The 19,820-nt window shown below is 60.9% G+C and carries 18 protein-coding genes; 1 reads left to right on the top strand and 17 read right to left on the bottom strand.

Features of this window, described 5'->3' with window-relative positions:
- Both AC5IJH_RS11615 and AC5IJH_RS11620 read right to left on the bottom strand, forming a co-directional pair.
- Positions 1-2,313, bottom strand: coding sequence for a phage tail protein (locus tag AC5IJH_RS11615; RefSeq protein ID WP_491902983.1), 2,313 nt, complete (start codon positions 2,311-2,313; stop codon positions 1-3).
- A gap of 128 nt (positions 2,314-2,441) precedes the next feature.
- Entirely contained in the window at positions 2,442-2,948 is a 507-nt protein-coding gene (locus AC5IJH_RS11620; protein WP_491902984.1) for a DUF6950 family protein, read from the bottom strand.
- Between AC5IJH_RS11620 and AC5IJH_RS11625 the strand changes: the two genes are divergently transcribed.
- On the top strand, positions 2,947-3,825 hold the full coding sequence (locus tag AC5IJH_RS11625) for an HNH endonuclease (RefSeq protein ID WP_491902985.1): 879 nt from the start codon (positions 2,947-2,949) through the stop codon (positions 3,823-3,825). The two genes, AC5IJH_RS11620 and AC5IJH_RS11625, sit on opposite strands and share 2 nt — an antisense overlap.
- Before the next feature lie 13 nt (positions 3,826-3,838).
- Here AC5IJH_RS11625 and AC5IJH_RS11630 read toward each other — a convergent pair whose 3' ends face one another.
- From AC5IJH_RS11630 to AC5IJH_RS11700, 15 genes are all read right to left on the bottom strand, one after another.
- Positions 3,839-4,390, bottom strand: coding sequence for a hypothetical protein (locus AC5IJH_RS11630; protein ID WP_491902986.1), 552 nt, complete (start codon positions 4,388-4,390; stop codon positions 3,839-3,841).
- Entirely contained in the window at positions 4,390-4,947 is a 558-nt protein-coding gene (locus AC5IJH_RS11635; RefSeq protein WP_491902987.1) for a hypothetical protein, read from the bottom strand. The genes AC5IJH_RS11630 and AC5IJH_RS11635 overlap by 1 nt, the downstream gene beginning before the upstream one ends.
- Positions 4,948-5,054: 107 nt before the next feature.
- Positions 5,055-6,956 (bottom strand): hypothetical protein, encoded by a 1,902-nt coding sequence (locus AC5IJH_RS11640; RefSeq protein ID WP_491902988.1) that lies wholly within the window; start codon positions 6,954-6,956, stop codon positions 5,055-5,057.
- Between the two features lie 14 nt (positions 6,957-6,970).
- On the bottom strand, positions 6,971-7,585 hold the full coding sequence (locus AC5IJH_RS11645) for a choice-of-anchor R domain-containing protein (RefSeq protein WP_491902989.1): 615 nt from the start codon (positions 7,583-7,585) through the stop codon (positions 6,971-6,973).
- Positions 7,569-12,119 (bottom strand): Ig-like domain-containing protein, encoded by a 4,551-nt coding sequence (locus AC5IJH_RS11650; RefSeq protein ID WP_491902990.1) that lies wholly within the window; start codon positions 12,117-12,119, stop codon positions 7,569-7,571. The genes AC5IJH_RS11645 and AC5IJH_RS11650 overlap by 17 nt, the downstream gene beginning before the upstream one ends.
- 74 nt (positions 12,120-12,193) lie before the next feature.
- The gene (locus AC5IJH_RS11655) at positions 12,194-14,131 is read right to left on the bottom strand and encodes a hypothetical protein (RefSeq protein ID WP_491902991.1); all 1,938 of its coding nucleotides are present in this window, start codon (positions 14,129-14,131) and stop codon (positions 12,194-12,196) included.
- A 53-nt stretch (positions 14,132-14,184) separates the two neighbouring features.
- A complete protein-coding gene (locus AC5IJH_RS11660; RefSeq protein ID WP_491902992.1) occupies positions 14,185-16,446 on the bottom strand; it encodes a phage tail tape measure C-terminal domain-containing protein in 2,262 nt (753 codons plus the stop codon).
- A gap of 3 nt (positions 16,447-16,449) precedes the next feature.
- Positions 16,450-16,971 (bottom strand): HK97-gp10 family putative phage morphogenesis protein, encoded by a 522-nt coding sequence (locus AC5IJH_RS11665; RefSeq protein WP_491902993.1) that lies wholly within the window; start codon positions 16,969-16,971, stop codon positions 16,450-16,452.
- Positions 16,968-17,276, bottom strand: a complete 309-nt coding sequence (locus AC5IJH_RS11670; protein ID WP_491902994.1) for a hypothetical protein — start codon at positions 17,274-17,276, stop codon at positions 16,968-16,970. The genes AC5IJH_RS11665 and AC5IJH_RS11670 overlap by 4 nt, the downstream gene beginning before the upstream one ends.
- A 17-nt stretch (positions 17,277-17,293) precedes the next feature.
- Positions 17,294-17,644: a hypothetical protein gene (locus AC5IJH_RS11675; RefSeq protein ID WP_491902995.1), complete on the bottom strand. Its 351-nt coding sequence runs from the start codon at positions 17,642-17,644 to the stop codon at positions 17,294-17,296.
- Positions 17,644-18,111, bottom strand: coding sequence for a hypothetical protein (locus tag AC5IJH_RS11680; RefSeq protein ID WP_491902996.1), 468 nt, complete (start codon positions 18,109-18,111; stop codon positions 17,644-17,646). The genes AC5IJH_RS11675 and AC5IJH_RS11680 overlap by 1 nt, the downstream gene beginning before the upstream one ends.
- A 62-nt stretch (positions 18,112-18,173) precedes the next feature.
- Positions 18,174-18,584, bottom strand: coding sequence for a DUF3168 domain-containing protein (locus tag AC5IJH_RS11685; RefSeq protein WP_491902997.1), 411 nt, complete (start codon positions 18,582-18,584; stop codon positions 18,174-18,176).
- Positions 18,581-18,946 (bottom strand): phage head closure protein, encoded by a 366-nt coding sequence (locus tag AC5IJH_RS11690; RefSeq protein ID WP_491902998.1) that lies wholly within the window; start codon positions 18,944-18,946, stop codon positions 18,581-18,583. Before AC5IJH_RS11690 ends, AC5IJH_RS11685 begins: the two co-directional genes overlap by 4 nt.
- Complete coding sequence (locus AC5IJH_RS11695; RefSeq protein ID WP_491902999.1) at positions 18,946-19,605, bottom strand: head-tail connector protein; 660 nt, start codon at positions 19,603-19,605, stop codon at positions 18,946-18,948. The genes AC5IJH_RS11690 and AC5IJH_RS11695 overlap by 1 nt, the downstream gene beginning before the upstream one ends.
- Positions 19,606-19,782, bottom strand: coding sequence for a hypothetical protein (locus AC5IJH_RS11700; protein WP_491903000.1), 177 nt, complete (start codon positions 19,780-19,782; stop codon positions 19,606-19,608). It abuts the gene before it with no gap.
- Positions 19,783-19,820: the final 38 nt, after the last annotated feature.

A 19,820-nucleotide genomic window follows, 5' to 3' on the forward strand; every position in this document is an offset into this window, starting at 1 on the left:
CTATGCTGTTTTCGCGTACCGGTAGGGGCTCGTACCGCCACCACCGCCGGTGCCGCCGGTTCCTGACGCGTTGACTGTGGTGACAGCGCCGACGTACACGTAGCTGTCCGAGGGTGTTGTGCCTGTGGTCAGCAGATAGGTGCTCGTAGCGGTGTTCCAGAGCACCGAGTACGACGTTGAGAGCGCCTGCCCCGTGAAGGACGCAGCGGGCAAGGTCATGGACTGCGACCCGATCTGCTGCGTGTAGCTCGTGCCCGGACCACCCGGACCGTAGACGCGGATCGTCGCCGTGCCACCCGACAGGACCGAGTCGATCGTCGCGTTGTTCGGAGCGACCGACACCAGACCAGGAGCTAGGCCGAGTGAGTTGACCTGCGAGTACACCCGACTGACCGTGTACGGTCCAGCCACAGCCCAGTCACTCGTTGCGCCGCTCGGCTTCACGCTCCGCAAGCGCACGTTGTAGACCTGACCGGTGACCACACCCGAGACGTACGTGGCGGTGTTGCCCGCGTCCACGACCCCGGCATCCTGCCAAGCGTTCCACCCGTTGAGCTGGTACTGGACTTGTATCTGCGAGACGAACACATCGGCGGGAGCGGTCCAGGAGACGGACAGACGAGGCTGAGCCACACCATCAGGACCGACGTACGCAGTCGCCGCGCTGTCTGTAATCGTCGGTGAGACCGGAGCGGCGACCGCTCCAGCGAAGCCGAGCGTCGGGCTCGTACCACCCTGAGGAGTCAGCTCCTCCGATGTTGACCACGCATAGACACTCGGGTCCGTCTCAGCCACGTCGCACTCGATATGGAGTGAGACGCCATCGTCTGCGGCAGACGGGACGAAGCGCATCGTCGTGATCTCCAGCATCTTGTGCGTCATCTGGAGAGCTGGAAACGAGAACTGGATGACATCGAGAGGCTGACACTGATACGCGCCAAGGTTGAAGGCAAGCGTGCCCGAGCCCTGCATCTGGTTCCGCATGAGTTTGATCTTCGCGAGCCGCTGAGCTGTGGCTGCACTCGTGACGAACTGCAAGCGCATATCCGACCACAGCTCGACACCACCCGAATTCACGAGCGGCTGGTTGACCGCATACCCATGCTCGGAGTCCTGTATGTAAGCAGGAAAGTCTGTCGGTTGCCACTCGTATTGGAAGTCAGAAAATGTGTTGCCTGCCTGATCCTTGCCGTTCGTTCCGTAGTAGTTGCCAGCAGGACGAGAGTACGGGTCATTCGGCGCGACGTACGTGCCCTTGACTGACGTGATCAGCTCGCGGAACTTGCGACGCGGTGACCATGCGACCTTGTTGACCAGGTCCGATTCATCGAAGGCGAGCGTCGGTGCGATCCAGGCAGCGGGGTAAATCTTGATCGTCCCACCCGCTGTGCTGATCCTTCCGCCGCAAGCATCGAGCATCGAGGCGAGGATGTCACCCGGAGCTGCTGACGAATCGAATGCACCGTTGATCGTGTAGCGGGACTCAGTCCCACCAGCAGCGAGCGGTACCTGCTCGTCGCAGATGTTGGCGGCAGCGACGAGCTGGGCCTGATCGAGGTCAGCATGCGAGAATCCGAAGCCGTAGATCGGATCGCACAGGAAGTCAGCGATGCAGAGCGCTGCGTTGTTCGACCAGCTCGTTGTGTTCGTGCGCGGGTCCCAGATCGAGTTCTTGCCGAGGATCGTCGCGCGAGGATTGGGCGTGCCGTTCGGATACTTCGAAGCGGAGTAGGTGTACTTGATGTAGCTCCAGCAGCAGCCGTTGATCAGCTTGTCGCCGGTCCACTCGGGCTTGTTCGCGCCAAGGGACGCCATGTACACATTGTTCGGGCCGAGGCGCGGCTCCATGTATAAGCCACCGAAGCTGTACTGATTGTTCGCGTCGTCTCGATACGTGCTGCCATCAGCATTCCCCCACGCACCGCCGTTGTCGGCGAAGTGGACGAGCTTCGAATCGACGTAAAGCTCTTGGATCGCTTGGCACGGATGACCAGCCCACACCACCGCGGTGTTGAGATAGTCCTTGTTCGATCCGCTAGTGCCCATGTACACGATCGTCCCCGCGACACGCGAGACGCCATAGATCACCTGACGAGGCTGAGCTGGCTGACGAGTAGATACGTCGATCGCCTGGTTCGAGCGTAGAGCCTGCTCGATGCCACCGAACGCGAGGCCAGCGCCAGCAGCGCCGATCCCGAAGACGGCATCGGCGAGCACGGTGTTGGTGAGGATGACGGGAGCGAGATATGGAGCGACGACGAAAGCGGCAGCAGCGCCTACGACGAGGGCTGCTCCGATGGCAATCTTGGCCATGAGATTCCTATGGCTCCTAAATGTGGAGCGGTTTGACAATCGCGGAAGTAGTTGGCCCCGACTGAGAACGTAGCCGCTGACTCATCCCCTGACTAGGGGGTCGCTAGAGGCATGCGTGCGGAAAATGCTCAGACGCGCCAAGCGGCGCGACACTGACTGACAGGAACGGCACGCATCGCCTGCTCAGTGACGAACAGAGCGTCGCGACCGTTGAGCGAGACGATCCCGAGAGCGGGACCTTCGTCGCCGTCGTACAGAACCACGTCACCGCGCTGAGCGAGCAGGACTGTCGTGAGCTGGGGCATCCCGTACTTATGGGTGACATATTCGGCTGCATGCTCGACGGTCGAACCACCTGTCACGCGCTTGATCCTTCGAGCAGCTCCGAGCGCAGTCGTGTACTTGCCCCGGAACTCAGCAGCGACATCGGTGCCGGTCATGGCGTGGATCGCATCGCAGACGAACAGAGCGCAGTCTCGGCTCCCAAGCTGGAACGGTTCGACTGCTCGCTCGCTCAGATGTCGCTGTAGGTCTGCTTCCCAGGTGTGAGAGCGGTGTAGAGGCACGAAGTGAGGGACTGAATAGTGCATCTCGATAATCACGATCGGATCGTCGTCGCAGGTATCCACCTCCATGACCACGGCATGGGGCGGACGAGCGAAGACTTTGAAGGAGCGTTTTCACGGCTCCTATGAAATAAGCGAGAAAGACTGTTGGTTGTGGACCGGTCAGATCACCCGGTACGGTTATGGCAGGCTCAGTGTGAAGCGGAGACCGCTCGCTGCACATCGGCTCAGCTACGAGTTGCACCATGGGCTCATTCCTGAGGGCCTTTATGTCTGCCACCGGTGCGATGTTCGTCGGTGCGTCAATCCAGACCACCTATTCCTTGGAACGTCACTTGATAACAGTCTCGACATGCGACAGAAGGGACGTGCTGCTGATAAGTCAGGCGAGCACAACTCGTCGGCGAAGTTGACACGTGAGCAGGTCCAAGAGATCAGGACCAGGCGGTCTGCTGGGGAAACCGCAAAGTCGATCGCGAAGGAGTTGCCCGTTAGCGTCCCGCACATCTACAGCATTACGAACGGCCATGCATGGGTGGGGCGAAAGGGCTCACATGGCTATACGCCGAAGGGCGACCCAAGAGCGCCTATCACTCCCGCCCATCCGTCTGGGCAGTCTTCGATAGGGGAGAGCCGATCCGCTATCCACAAGCTGACGTTCGAGGACGCGCAGGAGATACGGGCCATGCGTGTCGGGGGCGCTAAGTTGTGCGAGCTGGCCGCGATCTATGACGTAACCGAGACCACTGTCTCCCGCATCTGCCTTAATCACATCTGGAAGATCGATGAGTCACCACTCCGAATCAACTTGTCAGTCAAGATCACACCTCCTATGCGAGATGACATCCGCAGGAGACGAGCAGGGGGCGAGGGTGCGGCGAGCATTGCCGCTGATCTTGGTGTTGACAGGACCAGCATCTATAACGTCCTGAAGAGTGTCGAGTGACTTGCGAACGCATCTAGACCCACTTAAAAGCAGCGTTCGCCAGCGACTCGACGAAGATGAAGCCGTTATCGCCTGGGTAGAAGCGATGCTGCTCTGCCGATGTGTACCGGGAGAACTGAGCGCGGCCCATGTTCGTGAAACTGTTTTCGAGCGCGAGGTTGATCGTCATCGAGCTGCCGTCGATCGAAATCTGTGGCTGATCGACGAGGCCTCGGTAGCAGATCGCAGGGCTCGGGATGAGATTGTTGTTGACGTCGAACAGAGCGAAGTAGACCGTCGCAGGGAGCCCGGTCCGCACATTGCCGAGGGCTTCGCCCATCAGAGAGGAATCGATCCCGCTCAGCGTCAGGTGGATGCCCTCTGACTGAACGTCTGATCCCTCGGAGATGGTTGACACCTCGGCCAGTGAGCCCAGCCCTCTGAAGGTGACCCCGTTCCACGCGAGGTCACCGACACCAGTCCAAAGGTTCGCGACACCATCAGTGAATGTGAGCGAAGCGAGGAACGCGGGCCGCACCACCGATGCAGAGATCGCCGTCACGACTCCTGTTGTGAGGTTCCGCATTACCGCAGCTCCTTGACCTTGAGGCTGATCCCGTACTGGAGATCAGCGATCGAGATCGTTCTGGTGTTGTCAGCGAGCCGGAACAGCCCGACCGGGTTCCCTGTGACTATGGCTGTGCCCGCGCCGACTACCTCGCGAAGAGACGGCCAGATCGAGAGCATCGCATTGCCATTCGCGTCCGCAGTCACGTCGTTGAGCACGCAGTGGAGTCGCACAGGCGAGGTGAGCTGCGATCCGTCGGTCGGCACTGAACCGATCTGGATGTAATCGCCCGCGAGCAGGACAGTAGCGTTCGGCTGCCACCCTTGGGTTGCGATCGAAGTGGCCATCGCTGCTGCTGCGGCAGAGATCGAGGCCACACCACCCTCACCGCTCGGCGCTGCACCTTGAGGATCGGCGCACAGCAAGAAGGCGTTCGCCTTGCCGCGACACTCCATCAGGAACGCAACCACCGTCTGAGCTTGTGCTCTCAGCATGGGTGGCCATGTGAGTGTGCCAGTGAGCAGGTCGGCACCGGGCCATGCGAAGCTCTGCGTCTGCCCAGTGAAGGGAGACACGCTCTCCGCAACAGTGTCGAGTACCTGTAAATCGACGGAATGTAATCCCGCTCCCGGAAACTCTCCCGGGAACGAGATCACAGGTACGCCGTTGATTGTGCCGATCCTCACTTGATCACCCACGTCCCGGACGTGCAGACGGCCATGCCCCACGTCCCGATATCCAAGCCTGCGGATGTGCATGCACCGCTCGGAGCGCTGGGAGTCGAGAAGATGGCGATGGCACCGAGGTTGCCGAGCAACGGACCGACCCCGCCATTACCCGGAGCTGCCGCTGAGTTGAGCGTGAACTGTCCGGTGCTAGATATGTTGCCGTTCGCGGTGATCGCTCCTGCCGCGTTCAGGGCTCCACCCAGGTTGAGGCCGGTTGGCAGAGTGTCCGTTAAGCTCCAGCCTGGTCCGCCACCTTGACAAAGAACCGCGTTCACGTTCGCGTTGTCGTTCTGCCCAATCCAAGGGTTCGACCCTACATAAAGGTCGAAGAAACATGCGGAGCTTGACCCATCTGTCGAATTGCCCGCAGCGATCAGAGTTGAGGCTGCTCGCAGCTCGACCAACGAATGGATGTTCGGAGCGGTCGTGAAGTAGTTGCCGTTGACGTTGGTGTCACGAGCCGAGCCGCCGTTCTCGGCTGAACGCCCGTAGAGAAAGGTCTGTTGCGCAGCGGTGAGCGCCTGCTCGGTCATGCCGACCACGATGCCGCGTGGGTTAGCCTCGACATAATTTCCGGTGTAGACCGATCCGACTGTCAGACCTTCGATCGCCGCACCAGCCCCGTTCGCTTCCAGGTCGTTGGCGAGGAACAAATTCCCGTAGTTCGGGCTGGCGACGCCGGTCGATGCCACCGAACCGCCCGCGTACTGCCAGGCCGAGGTCCAGATCGACATATCGCCGTTGATAATGCCCCACGCCCCATTTCCGCCGAGCACGTTGCGCTTCGCGAGCACGTTGTTGCTGGCGTAGCCAGGCGATGCGGCGAGGTGCAGGCCGACCAAGTTGCCCGTGATCTTGTTGTCTTCAATCGTCGCCGCGTTAGTGCCGACATCAAGGATGCCGTCGCCAGCAATGAAGCCATCAATCGCCATCTCGGAGACCTTGGTCGAGTTGACGCCTCCTGCTAGCAACACGCCGCACTTTGCCGTGCTGGTACCGATCAGGTGTCCGCCGCGAATGAAGTAGTGACCCTGATAGCTTCCCGGGCCATACCCCGGGCCGTTTGCTGTCTGGATCGCGCATGCATTGCCGGTGTAAGTCAGCGTCGCGCCTGCTGATAGCTCAAGCGTGGTGGTCGCGGTGTTCGGCAGCAGGATCGAGGTGGCGTACGAGTAGTTGCCCGCTGGCACCATCACCTTGCAGGTCGAGGATGTGCACGTAGCAAAAGCAGCGTTGACCTGCGCACCGATGTCCGCACCCGGGAACTGTGTTGGGTTGAGCACACCGTTGCTGATTTTGCTGGTGAGGGTGCCCGTCGTGAGCGTGCTGGTCAGGATGTTCTGCGGTGTGAACCCCCCGACGTTCAGATTGCCGGTGACGTTCATGTTCCCGTTGACACCCAGGTCGCCCTGGACTGTATCGCCAGCCTGCGGGTAGATCGCGGACGTGTTGGCACTGTAGTTGTCGATCGAGAAGAATGCCCCCGTCGGCTGCAAGCAAGGGATGTCGAGCACCGGAGTCTTGCGGTTGCCGTTATCGACGATGCTGAGGTGATAGCAGAAGCTCGACGGAGCTGTGAGGCTCACATCGGCCAGCGTGATGCTCATCGCACCATTGACCACCTGTGCTTGAGCAGGACGGACGAGCATCTGCCCACCACCACCGACACGAACAGACATCGCAGCTCCGCTCTGGTCTGTCGGCGTGAAGTAGGCGGTGCCCGACTTCAAGGGCGCACCGCTCGCATCGACGATCTGCTGTGCTGCGACGGTGGTGTAGTAGGACGGCGCGACCGAGATCGCGAACAGAGGCACAGAGAGGCACAGTCCTGCGAGCAGGGTGAGGAACTTACGCATGGGATACTCCAGGGTTAGGGTGTTGCAGTCAGCCAAAGGCCGTATCGAGACTGATCAGCGGTCGTGGTCAGCCCGCTACCAGCGGTGCCATAGGTCTGCGACTGGTAATGGCCGGGCATCGTGGATGTGCCATCGGCACCTGTACACGTCGATCCGCAGTAGTCGGTGTACACGCTGATGCCGTCGTCATCCGTGTCCATGGCGACCCAATACGCGGTGTTCGCTGCGAGCGAGCATCCTGACAGCGGCAGGTTGAGCGTGCCGGATGCGTTTGCGGCGAGCGTCGTCGTGGTAAGGCAGCCAGAAACAGCGGACTGGATCACGTCGCCCGCAGCCCACGTGTAAAGCTGACACGAGACGTGAGCGCCTGCTGCGTTGGTGCTTGGCGACAGGTTGACATGGCAGGTAGTCGGGGTCTCTGCGCTGTTCCCCGTCGCGAAGTAGATCGCGATCAGATAGTTAGAGTTCCCGCCATCCGTCGCTCCACTCGCGATCTGCGAGCCGTAGATGGTGGTTGTCTGCTGCTGTGCCCCCGCGCTCCCGATCGTGCGTCGAGGGATCGACCACTGACCGAGAGCTGTGAGAGGCAGGAGGAAGAGAGCGAGGACGACCTTACTTAGCCGAGACATTGAAGGTCACACTCGCTGACGGGGTGATGCTTGCTGTGGTCTGGTTGCAAACTTTGTAGTTGAGCGTGTTGGTCGTCGGCCATGCATCGAGGATGAGACCGCCTGTTGCTCCCCAGCCGATGATCGAGGCAACGTCACCGTTCGGTGAGAAGTCGAGTGCGGAAGAGGAGAGCAGACCGTTCATCGCTGCCGTGCTTACGGTGGAGCAGGTGTTCGCTCCCACAGCAGCCGTGCCGACCGTGATCGTGGTGTTCGCGACCCCCTGAGTCTGGACCGTAGTCTGCGTGGAGAACGTGACCGCATCCGTGTCCACATACAGGTCCACCGTTGCTGGTGTCCCGCTCGATGCAGTTGCCGGGTCAACGTCCACCTGCCACTGCGCACCGGTCACGCCTGCGTACGAGCTGTTGAGCGTCGTCGAGGCCATGCTCGCGGTGAGCGTGGTCGTGGTCCCGTCGATCGAGACCGAGTCCCAGTATTGGCAAGGGACACCGGAGCAGCTCGTGCTCGAATCCGCGTCACGATGGAAGCTCTGCACGAGATGGTGGTAGTTGCCATCCATCAGCGCCGAGCAGGAGACCACGGGTGCGAAGTCCGACCACGAGCTGGTTTGGTTCGCGTACTGAAGATGCCCGGTCGAGCCGTTGCACTGCGTGCCCAGCATGTAGTCGCGACCCTGCGTCTTTGCGAACAGGTAGGTGTCGAACTCCAGGTTCGCGATACCCGAGCTGATGTTGAGCTTCACTCGGCTGTCGCGCTGAAACACCGTCGTCGCATCGCTCTGCGCACCAGCCCATGGCCACAAAACATCCGTGTAGACGCCCTGCTGCGAGGTCGTGAAGGCGAAGTGTGCCACTGCACTCGCCGTCCCGGTGCTCGCGGTCGGAGTATTGAGCCCGAACGTGCTTGTGGGTGCGGCGACAGGAGCATTCGTCCCAACACCACCGTTGCAGGTCGCAGACCCCACATAGCAGGTCTTCCAACCCGTGGAGGCAGTGGTGATCGTCCCTGCGACCTGAGGAGTAGTCGTGACGCTGTTGCGCGTGGTGAGCTGCGATTGAACCCAAGACTGCGACGCTGCCTGCGAGCCATCGCTGAGCGTGAGCGAACCCGAGACCGTTCCGCCTGTGCGGGGGAGCAAGAGAGCGGTGGCGGTGTCTACGTACGACTTCGTCGCTGCTTGCAGTGCGGTCGTGGGGTTCGCAGAGAGGGACAGGGGTCCGGTTAGCGTGCCGCCACCCAGAGAAAGGTAGCTGCTCGTGATCGTTGCCGTCGCGGTGTCAACGTAAGCCTTCGTTGCCGCGCTCGATGCTGTCGTCGGTGCTGTAGTCAGGTACAGCGGCTGCGTGAGCGTGCCGCCGGTGAAGGTTCCTGACCCGCTGCCTGATCCCTGGGAGACCCAGATACGGTTCGAGCATGCATACAGTGTGCTCGGGGTGTACCAGAGCGCGGGCGAGCTGCAACGTCCCTGTGGTGCTTGCTGCGAGAACGTCAGCGCTGGTGTGCTGATCGCTGCGGTCGAGGTCGGCACCCAGGTGTCGAGTGACCATGTCGCGCCGGTCGGGTAGATCACCTGAGGCCAGTTGTAGAGCGGCTGGCCGTTCGCGTCCTGTACCTGAATCTGATAGCCGATCGCCGGATACGTGCCGGTCGTGTCAGGCACGGACACCGACCCGATCGAGCCCGCACTGATGGCGTAACACATCGGGGCTTGCAGATACTGAACACCGTTCGACTCAAAGCCAGTGATGCGGCCCGTCATATCGAGCGGAGTCAGGCACATCTTTCCGGACTGAAGCAGAACGCCACCGAGGGACTGAGCAATATGCGCTGCGACCAGGGTGGTGGACGATGCATTCGGAGTGACCACAGGAGCAGCCTGCGCTGTCACCGAGACTGCGGACGAGGCGCTGCTGAGGTCGTTCGAGTCCCCGCCATACGACGCGACATAGCTGTGGCTGCCGAGAGTTGGGCTCACAGCGTAGGTCGCTGAGCCGCTCACCAGCGGTGCGGTGCCCAGAGTCGTCGCGCCCTCCAAGAACGTCACCGATCCCGTTGCTGAGGAGGGTGCGACAGTCGCGGTTAGGGTGATGCTTGTCCCCACTACCGGCGTCACGTTCGAGGCAGAAAGAGTTGTGGTCGTTGCGACCTGTGTGGTCGGAGTCCAGCTCAGCACCGCCATCGAGTGAGCTGGCAGACTGTAGTTCGAGGGCGAGAAGCTAGCGAGCTGCGTCGTGACCGGCTGAACGTTGAGCGCGGCCTCGTTGTTGTCGTTCAAGTTGGGGCTCGACAGGAGCACCTGCTGGACCGCACCGGATGGAGGGTTCGTGCCAGCGAAGGTGAAGGTGTGCGCAGCAGCAGTGTCGGTGTTGTAGAGGACGATCGAGCGATGCCCGTTCGCATCCTTGAACGGAAATGCATAGGCCAGTGGCAGCGCTGCATTCGCGTTAACCGAGTTGAAACCGGTGAAGTTGTAAGTCGGTGTGCCGGTGAGCGTGGCCTTGTAGAGGTTGCCGATGACGCCACCGTTGGCCACCTGCTCGCCGTACCAGCCGGGGCGCACGCGCTGCTTGGTGCCGTCCACATCGGTCACTTGCGACCAGATGTTCGTGGAGCCTCCAGCAGGCAGCCCCTGACTGTTGGGCGAGAACGCACTGAAGAGATCGAATCCCTTCGCGAGGCCGGGCCACTTCTGCATGGCGAGCATCGCCTGGAGCGGGTACTGGAGCGCGTAGCCTTCACCATCGGGGTAGCCTGCCGCTTGCGCTGCCGTGAGCGTGGACGCAGGTCCGTTGTTGCAGCCGCTCTGTGTGGAATAGTTGGCGTACTCGTACACGTACGCGAGGACGCCCTTGCTAGCTGCGTCTGCGAACGACTGCTGCACGACGCACGGATCAGACGTGTCATTCACGTACGCATAGGCTTGGGCATAGGCGGAGATCCACTGATTCGATCCGGTGGTGTTGGTCACACCCTGACCGCCGTACATGTTCTCCGTGACGCCATCGATCAGGCCTGCATTGGTCGTCAGCATCTGGTCCAGGAACAGGTTCTGCTGGACGCTGGCGAGTAGCTTGATGTTTGACCCCGACCAAGAGGCAGACCCGCGCATCGCGGTCGCCATGCTGTGAACGTATGTGACGTATGCCCACGTGCCCGAGCCCGGGTAAGACATGAAGCCACCCACCTGAGCTGTGTTCCAGGCTTCATTTCCGAATTCAAGATAGATACCGTTAGGGAATGCACTGTCCCACGCTGCGGTCTGCCCGAGAGCGACACGCTTCGCGCCGTAGGTCGTAGCGCTCGATCCGTGCAGGAACTCGATCCAGTTAGCAGCTTCGGTGGGACGCGTGTTGACCGGCACGACTACCTCGACCGACGAGCAGCCAACCTGCTTGGCCACCACGAGGAAGTCGTTCAGGCCATCTTGAATGTCTCCTGCCTGAGAGTAGTTGTTTCCCGCATCGCTGCTCTCGCGGCCAAATGCGGGCTGGATGAGGTTGTCGAGTGTGTCGGCGAACTGCCCACCCCAGTAGCGGCATGATCCGGGATGGAGGTTTGTTAGCAGATTGATATAGCTCTGCCGCCATGCCGTGGGATTCGTGTCGCCGTTGTTCGTGAATGACACGTCGTCCAGCAGGACCTTCATGCCAGTCGGAATCGATATGTTCATGTCGAAACTGCCGCTTCCCGCATTCGCAGCAGTCTCGGCATACGTCATGGTTACGTTGTAAGTCGCCCACGTGGTGGTCGGGGTGAACGACCCCGATGCGTTAGCAGTGCCACCTTCGCGCTGCGTGCCGACGCCGATGCTGCCGCTGCCGGATATGACCTTCGCCTTGATCGAGAACGTATAGGTTCCGTTCCACAGGTATGGGACCGTGCCGGATGCAAGACCAGAAGTCCAGTACATGCTCAGCGTCGCGCCTGCGCCTGCTGCTGTCGTATCCGCGAGCAGAGCCTGCTTACCAGCACTCGAGGGTGCCTGATCGCCAGCAGTCGTATCCACATGGAAGACGCCGCCGCTCGATGTGCTCGTGAACCAGCCAAAGTTGTTGCTCGTGATCTCTGCGTCGGACGTGGCTACGTCTTTGCGGATCTGGATTGCGTCGCCTGCCGAGAATGCCCCGGCGCATGCAGTGCCGAGCGTGTAGGTGGGGCTCGCGCCTGCCGTGTTGGCCGTGATCGCGCCTGTGCATCCAGCGTTCGTGCCGCTGAGCACGTAATATGTGCCGCCCGCCCAGTAGTTCAAGGGAGGCTGCTGCCATGACGCATTGGATACAAAGCTTGTAGCGCTGCCTGCTACGTTTGTCTGCTCGATGATGCCGCGGATGTCGCCTTCGAACCCCGGATTACGCGAGATGAGGTTCTTGGCCTTGAAACTCGCGTCATAGTTTGCGCTTCCGCCGATGTTCAGGCCGAGCCGCTCGCCTGTATTGGCGTACGTGGTCGTGTCATCGAGCGTGACTGTGGTCTGCGAGAAAGAAGGCAGGGAGAGGCAGACCATCGCGAGGACGGTGAGAATGCGGCGCATGTATGCTCCAGAGCCCGGGCGGGCAGGAAAAAGGCCGCTCGGAGGCGGCCTATAGAAGGGATCGGGTAGTCGGGTTAGTAAGCGCCGAGGTAGGTCGCGGTCGCGACTGCTGTGTAACTGGGAGTGCCGTCAGGTGACGATCCAACCTGCACGCTGTACTGGAGCGGCTGGTTCGCCATGAGGTGCGTCACGAAGGATGTCTGCGACAAGCTGGAGAGGCTGTTGAGGTTCGCGACCGAGCCACCCGCGTATGTCGATCCAGCGGAGGTGACGATGTAGCTCAGACCCGCCTTGATCGTGCCGACGCTTGTGCTCGCAGTGTTGACGTATGCCTGGACGGAGATCAGGTACGTGCCAGGTTGCGTGGGAGTGAGGAAAGTCGTGTTGCCGATGCTGAGGGTCGTGTTCGCCGTCGGGACTGTGCCGTTCGAGCTTCCGGAGCCGGTATCCGTGTAACTGGTCACGTTGCCGACGGAGAAGTAGACGGACTCTGTGTTGGCCGCTGTTCCGCGATAGACCTTGTATCCAGTCGCTCCTGTTGCTGCGGCCCAGGTGATCGTGTTCGCAGAGGTGGTACCCGTGGTCGCGATCGAGACCTCGGTTGAGCCCGTGGACTCACCACCCGCTGTGAGCGATGTGACCTTGTAGTAGTAGGCCGCTGCTGCGAGGGCTCCACCCGTCGTTGCTGTGCTCGGTGCGCTCACTACCGGAGCGATGATGCTCGGCCCCGTGATCGTCTTCGTCGCACTACCTGAGGCGAGGCCGGTGCTTGGGAGGGCTGCATTGGCACTGATGACGCCGTTGTTGATCGTGACGGTTGTTCCGTCAGGCTGTACTGCTCCGAGCTGGCCCGTGGTTGCCACCGGCAGATCGGCGGGGACAAGTGTGCGGTATGTCGGTGCTGCTGCTGCTCCGGAGGCCGGACCCGCTTTGATCGTGTTTGCGGCCTGCGTCTTCGCCGTGATCGCGATCGTGCCGTTGCTTGTGATCGGTGATCCGGAGACGGTGAAGTCACTCGGGGCTGTGACCGCGACGCTCGTGACCGTGCCTGATGGGATCGTCGGCTTGTTCAGCAGGTCGGTGTAGGAGCCCGTCGTCGCCACAGTGGCGAGTGACGGCTTGCCGGTCAGGTCGCTGTAGAGGCCGCTCGTCGCCACGGAAGCAAGAGCTGGGGTTCCTGTGAGCGATGAATAGGTGCCGGTTGTTGCGACAGGTGCGAGTGCTGGAACGCCGCTGAGGTCACCGTAAGCTCCGCTCGTAGCCACTGGTGCGAGCGCGGGCTTGTTCAGAATCTGAGCGATGCCACTGCTTGCGAGCCAATCACTGTTGATCTGCGCAGCCGGGATCGTAGGCTTGCCTGTGAGATCGGCATAGGCTCCGGACAGCGCAACGGAGGAGAGCGAAGGCTTATGCAGGATCACCGATGGACCGGTCGTTGCCGTCCAGTCAGCTTGAGCACCACCTGATCCGGAGCCTGACACGGAGACCCACTGACCGAGAGTGCACGAGTAGAGACTCGTCGTGCCAGCGATCGATACGTAACGGACCTGCGCACCAGCGCATGGTCCTGTGGGAGCTTGGCTCGCTTGAGAGATCGCGGTCAGCGGTGCAGGTGTGATCTGTGGCCCGACCCATGTGCCGAGATCGTATGTCGCGCCTGTGACGTATACAGGAGCCGGGAAGGTGTAAAGGGCCGCTCCATGCGCATCGGTGACCTTGACGTTGTAGCCGATCCCTGCTGGTTGCATCACTGCGGTGTCCGCGATCGAGGTCGGTGCGATCGCGCCGTTGACCACCGGAATGCAGAGCTGCGTCGGCAGTACCTGTGCATCACCGAGCTGATATCCCGTGACCTTGCCGTTCAGAACAGGGGTGAGGCAGAGCCGCCCTTCGGCGAGCGGAGCACCGCTGCTGTCCTTTGCGATCTTTGTCGCTACGAGCGAGGTCTGCTGCGAGAACGACGGCAGGGAAGTGAGGACAGCGAGCCCAATGATGGTGAGAAAACGGCGCATGCGACTCCAAAGGAAATGGCCCGCGCTGAGGCGGGCCTATGTGGGTGTGTGAGTTATCGGCGGGACGCTGGCTTGCGGGCTGCTGCTTCACGGCTGGCGTGTTGCGAGGCTGACAGCAATGCGGGTGCTGCCTCGGCGATACCCTGACGGACCATTGCCTTCACCGCTGCTGGATCGGTTGCACCGCGTGCATCGATATGCCAGTTGTGTGTGGTGCCGCCACCGAGCTTGTGGTTCGGCACGATGGTGCCAGGTCCCTTGGGAACGAATAGCTCCGGTCCGGACTCACCGACCAGCGACGCAACACCAGGAGGCGGATCACCGCCGTCAGCGAAGCCGAGGCCACTGAAGAGTGTCCCCACGCTGCTGAGCAGACCGCCGCCACCAGCTCCACCGAGCAAGCCACTGAACAGTGCAGCCTCTCCCTTTTGCAGGAAGATGTTGGCGAGGTCCTTGGCGATCGATGAGAAGAAGCCCTTCCATGAGGTGCGCTGACCGGACAGCATGTCGCTGAGCTGCTCGTTGATGCCGGTGAAGGAGGACGACCAGATATTCCGGACCTGACCTGCGGTGTCTTGCGTCTCCGTGATGTACTGCCGAAGCGACTTCGAGAAAGCGCCTTTGCCAGTCTGATCGGTTACCGCATCTGCGTCCTGACCCTGCTCATAGGTGCGCTGCTGACCTAGGACCTGACCCTGTGTGTCCAGCTCTGCGAGCTTTGCACGTCGCGCGTCGGGTGAGAGGTCAGGGTTGCGCTCGATCTGCTTGCGCTGTTGCGCGAGCTTCGCGAGTGCGTCTGCGTATTGCTGGGTATGGATTGTTGCGAGCTGCGTTGCCGCGTCGAGCTTCGTGATCTCGCCGTTGCGCTCCTGGTCGGCGATCCGGGCTTCCGCCTGCTTGTCTGCTAGCTCGGCGAGAGTGGACTTCTGCTCACTAAGAGCTGCGAGGTAGCTCTGGGTGTCACGCTCTGAGGACGTAGTGCCCTTAAGTTGATCCTGGAGCTTGCCGTTGTTGCCGAGCATCGTCCGGACAGCTTCCGCGCCTTCGTGGTTCGTTTCGTTCCATCCACGCAGTGCGGTGTTCAGCCCTTCGAGAACAGACTTGTACTCGGTCGTGCCTTCCTTGAAATCGTGAAGGTGTGTTGAGTAGAAGTCGATCTCCGTCTCACGCTGACGCTGAGAGAAGTTGCCCTTGCTCTCACCTTCATGCTCCGTGAGCTGCGTGCGACGGATGCTCAGCTCTTCTTGGAGTGCACGGAGGTGATCCGCATCAGCCTTACGCTTGAGGTCGGCACCAGTCTTGGCGTTCTCCGCAACGTCCTTCTGAGCAACGAGAGCATTGTGCTCTTTTGTGAGGTCGAGCTTGTCCGCCTCGTCGTAGTTGAGACCGAGTGCTCCCCGGAGCGCAGTGAGCGTCCTGCTTTGGTCGCCGTTGACGCTCGCGTATGTGCCAGCGCCGTATTCGCCCTTTTGTGCACGGACCTGCTCAGAACCGTTCGGACCTTCCGCATACTTGACGTAACCACTACGCAGACTGATCTGGTCGCGGTAGTACGCACGCTCGTTCTTGATCTGTTGCTCGTAGTCCTGCTTCGCCTTTGCCGCACCAGTCGCGTCGCCGTTGTGCGTCGCGTCGTCGAAGCGCTGGAGAGCTTCGGCCTTGTTGTTCTGAAAGTTGTTAACGTTGCCGAACACTTCGTTCGTCGAGTCTGAGCCCATGACGCGAGCGAGCAGGCTCGCCTTGTTGCGCTCCAGCAGTTCTTTCACCTGCTTCGCGCCGTTGGCTGCGGACATGGCAAGCTTGTCAGCCTCGATGCGAGCATCTGCGAGCTGATCCTTGAGCACGTTCTCGTGCTTTCCTGTCAGCTTCGCGATTTGCTTTTCAAGCTCGACGTTCGACTTTGCCAGCTCATCATTCGACAGACGCGAGCTGTTCTGCATGTCCTGAAAGCTCGCCTTGAACTGAGCACCAGCCTCGCGAGTCTTCTTCGTGAAGTTGATCAGCTCGTTCGCGCCGCGTGCGATGACCTCTGCTACAGCGAGTGCACCGATGATCGGAAAGGCTGCTGTGAGAGCGGCACCGACACCCGGAAGCATGGACAGGAACTTCTCAGCGGCACGAATCGGGATGGCCCCCTCAATGCCACGCAGAGCACCGGATGCAGCGGCAGCGGAAGAGACCGTGTGCGACGCCATCTCCTTCGACGCGCCACCCAGCTCGTTGAGCTTGGCCTTCGCCTTATCGATCGTCGCGGAGTATGTTGCGGCTTCGACCGTCAGGACGACGTTCACTTTTCCCGCTGCTTGACTCGGCATCTTTTATCCCTTTGTTTGCGGGTCGGAGGCGTCCTCGGTCAGAGACTCGACGATCGCATCAGTTGCTGCGGTTGCGGTGGCATCGAACGCGGGCCGGATGAACGGATGGGCTGGTACTTGGCTCACTGTGGTGCCGTTGACCTTTACGAGTCGTCCGTTGCCCCGGATGCGGCCCTTCTTATCTAGGCGACGCTTGCCACCGACCACCATCTGGTGGCCATATTCGACCCAGCCTGCTGCATGCTTCGTGTACTTCCCCGGTCCGATCGTGATGGCGAGATTGTCACCGTCTGTGGTGGCGTGGACCTCAATGTCGCCTTTGAGAGCACCTGGAGGCAGCGCTGTACCAGACGGAAGATCAGGACGCTCTGGAGCACGCTCTTGGATCGCGGCACGTTCGACCTCAGCTCCCTTGCGGAGAGCCTTCCGGATGATCTTCTTCACGCGTGCGGGATCGGCCATCCGAGTGAAGGCCTCGTCCAGCTCCTTGAGGCCGTCGATGTGGACTGTGATCCCGTCGCTCATGGTTGTTCCTTCGCCATCGACCGGAAGAAGTTCGCCACACTGGCGTCCTGCTCTGGCGTGATCTCTGTCGAGGGCTCACGATGCTTGATCGGAGTGAACACAAAGTTGTCTGCGGTTGGAGGCTTGTCGTAAGTACGCATGCCGTTCTGGTAGATCGCCGCTGCGATAGCTCCGAGCTGCCACTCATGTTGAGCACGACGGAGACGCACTCGCTCGCACAGTGATTCGAATTGCCGGTATGTCAGTGCGAGCCACTCCTCGTCGTTGAGGTGCAGCTCGGCTCTGGCGATCGTCCACAGGGACAACCACCAGTCGTCGGGCTCTACTTGGTCTCGACTACCGGCTGAGGAGGGTTTGCCTTCACCGGATCAGGCAGGTTCTTCCTGAGAGACTTCAACAGGAACGTGAAGACCTCGTTGAAGTTGTCGAGCGACAGGACGCGGAAGCACCAGTCAAGATCGAGATCAGGCTGGTGACGATTGACGCCCGCGAAGAGGAAGCACGCGACTTCCTTCGCGCCGAACTTCGAAGCATCCCAGGCGTCGAGTAAGTTGACGCCTGTCAGCTCCTGCATCATGTGCAGCGCGGCGAAGTCATAAACGATGACCAGGTCGTGACCATCGAGTGCGAGCTTCGACGCTGCTGCTGCTGGGTTGGGTTTGCGCTTAGTCATTAGCTGCCCGGAGTAATCGCAGGCGCTGCGATCAGGTCGAGGGTGACCTGCGACATGATGAGCTTGTCGGTCTCGATTGACGTGATCGGGGTGTACTTGGCGATGATGCCGGAGACCGTTACAGTGTCACCGGTCGTAGTCTGGCCCGCCTTCAACGGCAGTACGAACTTGAAGTCGTAGCTCGGACCAGCTACGTTTGCGAATGCGGTCGCGAGTGCAGTCTGACCTGCGTCCGAGGTGTCATGGACGATCTCCAGGTCCCATGTGCCCGCATCGCGAACGGCTGCGACCTTCTGGACATAAACGCTGCCGTCGAGGGTGCTGTATTTGACCACGGTTGCGGATGCGCCGCTGGCCTTCGCCGACATTACTTTGCCGATGGTGGACGGTGTTGGGCTGCTCGCGCCGGTGATGCCGACGAGCGATGCGATGGTTCCGAGGCCGAGCTGGCCGAGGGTCTGAGACATTGGGGCTCCTTAGCCTGTCAGTGCAGGCGGTTAATTGGGTTTGACAGGCTGTGGGTGAGCGGCTAGGCCGCGTAGGACATTGCGTAGAACTCGACGCCGCAGCGGAACAGCTCGTCGCCGCTCGCGTAGAAATCGATCGGGTTGATGTACTGAAAGCTGACCAGTGTCCCGTCAGCGAGCGTGAATCTCTTACCCGAGAGAAAGGTCGTCACTGCGTCACGCACGAGATCGGCGGAGAGGTAATCACTGCCCCAACAATCGAGCTGGACGCGAACCTTCTGAAATCCCCGCTCCGTGAGCGTGGGCTGTGATGAACCACCGACGATCTGGTACGTCACGGCAGGCATCGTGACCGAGTCTGCCTGGTCCGTTGCTGATCCAGTCGGGAGGAGCAGTGGGTAGATGCGATCCGCGACGAGGTTCGAGATCGTCGGCTCGGTGCTGAGCAGGGTGAAGAGGCCGGGACCGATCACAGTGCACCGTCCAGTCGGTAGCAGAGAAGATGGACTTCTCGGTTCTTCATCGCTGCATTGCTGATCGACTCAATCTCGAAGAGCGTCTCTGTCCCTGTCGTTGGATCGGTGTAGCGGACGCGGTTTGAGACTGTCACCCGGAGTGAGCGCGACCAGCGAAGGATGATGAGGTCCGTCGCCTTACTGACGAACTCGTCCTGCTGGTAGTTCTGAGCCGAGAACTGGTCCCGGATGCACGCCCACAGAGTGGCAACATCGGTCCAAGTCTCAGACACACCGCCTGCTGCATCGCGCTGTGTGGAGCGAGCGACGATCGTCACCCGGCGATTGAACTCGCCAGTCTGTGTGGGGACGATCGGCATTAGTGAATTCCCAGGACGCACACCTTGTGAAGGGTGAGCAGTGCATCTACAGCGAACGGGACGGTCTTCATCGTCAGCGGTGAGACAGAGTCACGGTTCGAGTACCAGCCGGATATCAGCAGAAGCATCGCCTGCTTGATCGAGGCCGGGCAGTTATCGACCGTCTCTCCATCGCCGTAGCTTCCTGCTGTGTACGTGACTTGCACGCTACCGGGGACATAGGTGGCAACGTAAGGCCATGCAGCACCGGGGGCAGGAACGACACGAGCTGGCGTCGAGTTCAGGTCGGAACGATAGGTCGATGGGTCGAGCGTGATCGTGTTGCCCGCTTCGTCCTGGTACGTGATCGAGAGGATCGCCGTGACCTTGGGCTTCGGCAGCCTTATCTCGAAGTGCTCCCAGTACTGAGGAACGACTCTGTTCGTCTGGATCGGGTTGAGCGTCTCGCTCCATTGCAGCGGGAAGCTGTCCAGGCTGAGCAGAACGGTGCGCTCATACAGTGCTCGACGAGTGATCTTCTCGACGTACTCGCGAGCTGCAACGATGAGCGTGTCGATGAGCGCGTCATCATCATCGAAGTCCACCCGCAGGTGTTGCTTTGCCATCGCCAGTGTGACCGGCTCAGCTTTGGGCTGCGTGATGTCGATGGCTGAGTACATTTAGCGGCTCTCTGTCGGCATGCGGGATGCGCGTTCGCGCTTTGCACATGCGGTTGCTGCTGGTGTCGCTGGAGCGATCGCCGTGGCTCGGCCCATGTCGATGAGCCGCTGTGCGATCGGATCGGGCAGCGTGAGGATCACGTTGAGCGTGGCGGAGCTGAGGCTGCGTACTTGCATTGAATGTGTCGGGGCGGATAACGCGCCGCCCCGGATCG

It is taken from the genome of Candidatus Dedyshia acidiphila (assembly GCF_051025295.1).
Taxonomy (GTDB): Bacteria; Acidobacteriota; Terriglobia; order Terriglobales; family Acidobacteriaceae; genus KBS-83.